The 5,975-nt window shown below is 69.3% G+C and carries 8 protein-coding genes; 3 read left to right on the forward strand and 5 right to left on the reverse strand.

The window, feature by feature from the left end; translation table 11 throughout:
• Positions 1-1,163, forward strand: a 1,163-nt coding sequence (locus L0P92_RS41310) for a globin domain-containing protein (protein ID WP_234768283.1), incomplete at its 5' end; no start/stop codon positions are given.
• A 34-nt stretch (positions 1,164-1,197) separates the two neighbouring features.
• Here the strand turns inward: L0P92_RS41310 and L0P92_RS41315 are convergent.
• From L0P92_RS41315 to L0P92_RS41335, 5 genes are all read right to left on the reverse strand, one after another.
• Positions 1,198-1,680, reverse strand: a complete 483-nt coding sequence (locus L0P92_RS41315; protein WP_234768284.1) for an NUDIX domain-containing protein — start codon at positions 1,678-1,680, stop codon at positions 1,198-1,200.
• Positions 1,681-1,840: 160 nt separating this feature from the next.
• On the reverse strand, positions 1,841-2,746 hold the full coding sequence (locus L0P92_RS41320) for a LysR family transcriptional regulator (protein ID WP_234768285.1): 906 nt from the start codon (positions 2,744-2,746) through the stop codon (positions 1,841-1,843).
• A gap of 233 nt (positions 2,747-2,979) precedes the next feature.
• Positions 2,980-4,134 carry a cystathionine gamma-lyase gene (locus L0P92_RS41325; protein WP_234768286.1) on the reverse strand — a complete coding sequence of 385 codons (1,155 nt, stop codon included), beginning with the start codon at positions 4,132-4,134 and terminating at the stop codon, positions 2,980-2,982.
• A complete protein-coding gene (locus tag L0P92_RS41330; RefSeq protein ID WP_234768287.1) occupies positions 4,131-4,622 on the reverse strand; it encodes a low molecular weight protein-tyrosine-phosphatase in 492 nt (163 codons plus the stop codon). The genes L0P92_RS41325 and L0P92_RS41330 overlap by 4 nt, the downstream gene beginning before the upstream one ends.
• 7 nt (positions 4,623-4,629) lie before the next feature.
• A complete protein-coding gene (locus tag L0P92_RS41335; protein WP_234768288.1) occupies positions 4,630-5,007 on the reverse strand; it encodes a phage holin family protein in 378 nt (125 codons plus the stop codon).
• Positions 5,008-5,067: 60 nt separating this feature from the next.
• On the opposite strand from L0P92_RS41335, the gene L0P92_RS41340 reads away from it, so the two are divergent.
• Both L0P92_RS41340 and L0P92_RS41345 read left to right on the forward strand, forming a co-directional pair.
• Positions 5,068-5,385 (forward strand): cupin domain-containing protein, encoded by a 318-nt coding sequence (locus tag L0P92_RS41340; RefSeq protein WP_062721140.1) that lies wholly within the window; start codon positions 5,068-5,070, stop codon positions 5,383-5,385.
• A gap of 193 nt (positions 5,386-5,578) precedes the next feature.
• The gene (locus tag L0P92_RS41345) at positions 5,579-5,791 is read left to right on the forward strand and encodes a DUF5326 family protein (RefSeq protein WP_030048440.1); all 213 of its coding nucleotides are present in this window, start codon (positions 5,579-5,581) and stop codon (positions 5,789-5,791) included.
• The last annotated feature ends 184 nt before the right edge of the window (positions 5,792-5,975 follow it).

Genomic DNA, 5,975 nt, shown 5'->3' on the forward strand with positions numbered 1-5,975 from the left:
CCCCACACGTACGCGTGCCGACCCAGCGCTCGGCGCCGACCCCCACCGCCTCCCCCGACGCCATCCTGATCCGCCGGACCATGACCGAGATCGGGCCGGTGGCCGACAAGGTCACCTCCTACTTCTACGCGCTGCTCTTCGTACGCCACCCCGATCTGCGCTCCCTGTTCCCCGCCGCGATGGACACCCAGCGCGACCGGCTGCTGAAGGCTCTGCTCACCGCGGCCGAGCACATCGACAACACCCCGGTTCTCGTCGACTACCTTCAGAATCTCGGTCGCGGTCATCGCAAGTACGGGACCCGGGCCGAGCACTACCCGGCCGTCGGCGAGTGCCTCATCGGGGCGCTCAGCAAGTACGCCGTCGGCGTCTGGGACGGCGAGACGGAGGCCGCGTGGGTCCGGACGTACACGACGATCTCGCAGGTCATGATCGACGCGGCGGCGGCGGACGAACTACGTTCCCCCGCCTGGTGGTACGCGGAGGTCGTCGCACACGACCTGAGAACCTCGGACGTCGCGGTCATCACCGTCCGCCCCGACCAGCCCTATCCCTTCCTCGCCGGGCAGTACACCAGCCTGGAGACGCCTTGGTGGCCCCGGATCTGGCGGCACTACTCCTTCGCCTCGGCGCCCCGCTCGGACGGTCTGCTGACGTTCCATGTGAAGGCCGTGCCCGCGGGCTGGGTCTCCAACGCGCTGGTGCATCGCGCCCGGCCGGGCGACATCCTCCGGCTCGGCCCGCCGGCCGGTTCGATGACCGTGGACCACACCACCGACAGCGGCCTGCTCTGCCTGGGCGGAGGTACCGGCATAGCGCCCATCAAGGCGCTGGTCGAGGACGTCGCCGAGCACGGCGAACGGCGGTCGGTGGAGGTCTTCTACGGTGCCCGCACCAACCAGGACCTGTACGACATCGACACGATGCTCAGACTCCAGCAGTCCCACCCCTGGCTGGCGGTCCGCCCGGTGGTGGACCGGCACGGACTGCTACAGCTCCCCGACGCCATACGCGAGTACGGACCCTGGGCCGAGTACGACGCCTATGTGTCAGGCCCGCCCGGCATGATCCGCAGCGGCGTGGACGCACTACGGGACGTCGGTATCCCGTCCGAGCGCATACGCCATGACTCGGTGGAGGAACTCGTCGTCATCGGGGACTGACGATCCGGCGCGTGCGAGGAGCCGACGACCCGTGTCAGCCCAAGTCGGGTGCGTGCATGGCGCGGACGCCCTCGATGTTCCCGTCGAGGTAGTGCCGCAGCGACAGCGGTACGAGGTGGACGGACGCGATCCCGACCCGGGTGAACGGCACCCGTACGATCTCGTACTCGCCGAGGGGTTCGTCCACTTCGGGTCCGTGCCGCAAGGACGGGTCCATGGACTCGAGGTGGCAGACGAAGAAGTGCTGCACCTTCACACCGGTCGCTCCGCCGTCCTCGCCGATGTGCTCGACGGTGTCGACGAAGCAGGGCACCACATCGGTGATCTTGGCGCCTAGCTCCTCGTACACCTCGCGGTGCAGGGCGTCGACGACGGTCGTGTCCGTCGGCTCGACTCCGCCGCCGGGCGTGAGCCAGTAGGGATCCACGCCGGGCTTGGTGCGCTTGATCAGGATCAGGTCGTCACCGTCCAGCAGAACGGCGCGGGCGGTGCGCTTGACCACGGGTCGGACGGTCATGGAGGAAATGTGGCCCGGCTGGTTCCACGTGAAACATCGCGAGATGTCACCGGTCGAGCTCATGGTGTGACGACCGTGGAAGACCTGGTGAGACCCGGATGAAAGCCCCTGATCAGGCCTGGTGGGAGCCACTGGCTCAGGCCTCCTTGGCAGCCCCTGCTCACGCCCAGTCGGAAGCCGCTCGCAGCAGCCACTCATGGGCCCGAGCGATGTGTGGCATCGCGAGTGTCCCGGTCCGAGTCACCAGGAAGTACGTTCGTAGCGGCGGCACCGGCGGATCATGCAGAGGGACGACATCGCCGCGCTCCAGGGCGGCCGCGCACAGATAGCGCGGCAGCACGGCCAGCCCCGCCCCCGCGACCGCACAGGCGAGGACCGCGCGCAGGTCGGGGACGATCACGGTTCCGGGGGCGGCCGGACGGGAGTCGTAGACCGAAGCCCAGTAGCGGGAGACGAAGGGCAGGGACTCGTGCACCTCCACCACCGGGACGTCCTCCAGCGCATGCGCCCCCTTGCTCTGCAGCATCGCCGAGCCGATCCGGTCCTCCCAGCGGGGAGCGGCCACGAGCACATGCTCCTCGTCGCAGAGCGGAGTCGCCGTGAGCAGGGCGCCGCGCGGACGGGCCGTGGTGATGGCCAGATCGTGATGCCCGGCGGCCAGCCCCTCCAACGTCTCCTCGGCATTGCCGAAGGACGCGCGCAGCGCGAAGCCCTGGCCGTCCTCGCCGGTCAGTTCGGTGAGCGCGGGCAGCGCACGCTCGGCGGTGAACTCAGGAGGGCCGGCGAGGTGCAGCGTGCGTAAGGAGGACTCGTCGTCGAGGCCCGTCTCGGTGATCTCCACCAGGGCGTCGAGATGCGGGGCCGCCTTGTGCGCGAGCTCGTCGCCGATGGTCGTGGGCGTCACGCCGCGGGCCTGTCGCAGGAACAGGGGGCGGCCCAGCTGCCGTTCCAGGGTGCGGATCTGCGAGGTCACAGCCGGCTGCGACAGCCCGAGCAGCGCGGCGGCGCGGGTGAAGGAACCGGCCCGGTGCACGGTCACAAAAGTGCGCAACAAGGCCAGATCCATGCCACACCCTCCCCTTCCCCGCCCTTCTCCCCACCCCCAGGGCAGGGCCCAACTATAAATAAGTCGATAGGTCGCTGTCGCTACTGTGATTGGACACTGACAGAGAGTCAACTAGCCTTGTTCGCGCGGTTCTTCGCGCGCAGAACCGAGGGCGGTCCGAGCCACGAGGGGGGAGGCTCGGACCGCCCGTTGTCCGTAGTCGGACGTGGGGACGGACTCGGGGACGGACCCGGTCACCGACCCGATTCGTCCAGCGCACGCAGTACGTCCGCCACGAGGTCCTCGGGATCCTCGGCACCGACGGACATACGGATGAAGCCCTCCGGTACGGCGTCGCCGCCCCAGCGTCCGCGCCGCTCGGCCGTGGAGCGCACCCCGCCGAAGCTGGTCGCGTCGTCGACGAGCCGCAGCGCCTCCAGGAAACGCTCGGCACGCGCGCGCGTGGGGAGCGTGAAGGACACCACGCAGCCGTAGCGCCGCATCTGCTGGGCGGCGATCTTGTGCGAAGGGTCGCCCGGCAGCCCCGGGTACCGCACCCCGAGCTCCTCCGGCCGGTCTCGCAGCGCCTCGGCGAGGGCGAGGGCGGTGGCGTTCTGCCGCTCCACCCGCAGCTGGAGCGTGGCGAGCGAACGGTGCGCGAGCCAGGCCTCCATGGGCCCCGGAATCGCCCCGACGATCTTGCGCCAGCGCCGTACGGCAGCCATCGCCTCGGCGTCGCGGCCGCTGACGTAACCCAGCAGTACGTCGCCGTGCCCCGTCAGCTGCTTGGTGCCGCTGGCCACCGAGAAGTCGGCGCCGAGCTCCAGCGGGCGCTGCCCGAGCGGTGTCGCGAGCGTGTTGTCGACGGCTACGCGGGCGCCGCGCGCGTGTGCCGCCTCGACGAGCCGCCGGATGTCGCACACGTCGAGGCCGGGGTTGGACGGCGTCTCGATCCACAGCAGCTTCGCGCCGTCCAGGACGCCGAGCTGGGCGTCCCCGCCGGTCGGCGCCGTGCGCACCTCGATGCCGTACGCCTCCAACTGCGCCCGCACCAGGGGCAGCGCCTGGTAGCCGTCGCTGGGCAGGACGACCGCGTCCCCCGCCCGCAGTTGGGAGAAGATCACCGACGACGTGGCGGCCATGCCCGACGCGAAGACCAGCGTCTCGACGTCGTCCTCCCCCGGCGCCTCCAGCTCGCCGATGGCGCGCTCCAGATGCGTCCAGGTCGGGTTCTCGTCCCGGCCGTAGGTGTACGGCCCCGTCGGCTCGCCCGGCAGGTGGTAGTGGGCGGCGAAGACCGGGCCCGGCAGGGTCGGCTCGTACGCCACCGGCTCGGGCAGCCCGGCGCGCACGGCGCGCGTGCCGTCGCCACTGCCGGACGCCCGCCCCTGGTCCTCCGTACCGCTCATGCCGCCTGTCCCTCCACATGTTCGCGGACCGCCGTGAGGAGGCCCGTACTTGCCGCCTCCACCATCTCAAGGCACTCCTCGAACCCGTCCCGGCCCCCGTAGTACGGGTCGGGCACATCGAGGTCGTCGCCGGCGGCGGGGTCGTACGAACGCAGCAGGCGTACCTTCGCCGCGTCCTCCGGGGAGGGCGCGAGGAGGCGCAGGGCCTTGAGATGGCCGGTGTCGAGCGCGATCACGAGGTCGACGCGCTCGAACCAGGACGTCTGGAACTGCCGGGCGGTGTGGCCGCTGTCGTAGCCGTTCTCCTCCAGGACGGAGACGGTTCGAGGGTCGGCCGGGTCGCCCTCGTGCCAGCCGCCCGTGCCGGCGCTGTCGACCTCCACCCGTCCGTCGAGCCCGGCCTCCGCCACGCGGGCGCGGAAGACGGACTCGGCCATCGGGGAGCGGCAGATGTTGCCGGTGCAGACGAAGCAGACGCGGTAGGTCATCGGATGCTCAGTCCCCGTCGGGCAGGACGACGTTCAGCGCCCAGGAGACGATCGAGATGATCAGGCCACCGAGCACGGCCGTCCAGAAGCCCTCGACATGGAAGCTCAGATCGAACTTGTCGGCGAGCCACGAGGTCAGCAGCAGCATCAGCGCGTTGACGACCAGGGTGAACAGGCCGAGCGTCAGGATGAGCAGCGGAAGGCTCAGCAGCTTCACGATCGGCTTGACGACGAAGTTCACCAGGCCGAAGATCAGCGCGACGATGAGCAGGGTGCCGATCTTCTTGCCCGTGCTGTCACCGGTGAGGGTGATCTTGTCTATCAGCCAGACGGCGACCGCCAGGGCACCCGCGTTGGCGATCGTCTTGACTACGAAATTCTTCATGTGTCTGATCGTGGCAGACGAAATCGGCCATGAGCACGGGGACGAGGGCGGACAAGAACGATGAAGGCTTTCCGGCTGGACGAACTGGAGGCGGAGCGCGCCGCCAACGAGGGCGCCTACCTGCAGTTTCTGCGCGAGCGCAACATGTCGGTCGGTCTGTACGCACTCAACGCCGGAGAGCACGATCCACAGAAGCCGCACAACCAGGACGAGGTCTACTTCGTTGTGAGCGGCCGCGCCCACATCACCGTCGGCATGGAGACCACGCAGGTGGCGCGCGGCAGCGTGGTGTACGTCCCGGCTGGCGTCGCCCACAAGTTCCACCACATCAGCGAGGACCTGAGGGTGCTCGTGGTGTTCTCTCCACCCGAGAGCTGACTCGCGGCCTCGGGGTTCCCTAGGGGATCGATCAGGGGAGGACAAGGGCTGCGAGGCCCCCGCCGGGGCACCTGCCGGACCTAGCATCGAGGGCAGGGAATCTAGCGGACTCGAACCCGACGGGTTCGACGTCGGCGGATTCGAAGGATCAGAACCCGGCACAGAGACGGGCGGAGAGGTAAGGACGAGGGCGATGCGTGAGATCTTCGCAGGACTGCCGTGGTGGGTTAAGTGGATCGCGGTGCCCGTCATCGCCCTGGTCGTGTTCGGCGGGCTGATAGCCAGCGTCGTCGGGTTCGTCATCGGACTGCTCTTCAAGGTGCTGGTCTTCGTGGCACTGGTCGGTGGACTGATCTACGTCGTACGGAAGTTCACGTCGAGCTCTTCGTCACGCAGCGACTGGTGAGGTCCGTGAGGGCCATGGGGACCGGTGGGCGGTAACAGGAATCACCGGTTCCCTCGGGCGAGGGAAGTTTTCCGGGCAGGGCGTCGGCGAGCGGTGGCCGACCAATAGAGTCCGGAAATCGACGCGGGGACAGCCCCCGCGAGCGGCGTGCACCCCCACCCGTGTTCCCCGCACGGGCTCCCCC

The organism is Streptomyces muensis (assembly GCF_021474425.1).
Lineage (GTDB): Bacteria > Actinomycetota > Actinomycetes > Streptomycetales > Streptomycetaceae > Streptomyces > Streptomyces muensis.

Excerpts from the sequence above, each read along its gene's own strand:
- L0P92_RS41315 (WP_234768284.1), bottom strand. The coding sequence starts at position 1,680 with ATGACCGTCCGACCCGTGGTCAAGCGCACCGCCCGCGCCGTTCTGCTG.
- L0P92_RS41320 (WP_234768285.1), bottom strand. The coding sequence starts at position 2,746 with ATGGATCTGGCCTTGTTGCGCACTTTTGTGACCGTGCACCGGGCCGGT.
- L0P92_RS41325 (WP_234768286.1), bottom strand. The coding sequence starts at position 4,134 with ATGAGCGGTACGGAGGACCAGGGGCGGGCGTCCGGCAGTGGCGACGGC.
- L0P92_RS41330 (WP_234768287.1), bottom strand. The coding sequence starts at position 4,622 with ATGACCTACCGCGTCTGCTTCGTCTGCACCGGCAACATCTGCCGCTCC.
- L0P92_RS41335 (WP_234768288.1), bottom strand. The coding sequence starts at position 5,007 with ATGAAGAATTTCGTAGTCAAGACGATCGCCAACGCGGGTGCCCTGGCG.
- L0P92_RS41340 (WP_062721140.1), top strand. The coding sequence starts at position 5,068 with ATGAAGGCTTTCCGGCTGGACGAACTGGAGGCGGAGCGCGCCGCCAAC.
- L0P92_RS41345 (WP_030048440.1), top strand. The coding sequence starts at position 5,579 with ATGCGTGAGATCTTCGCAGGACTGCCGTGGTGGGTTAAGTGGATCGCG.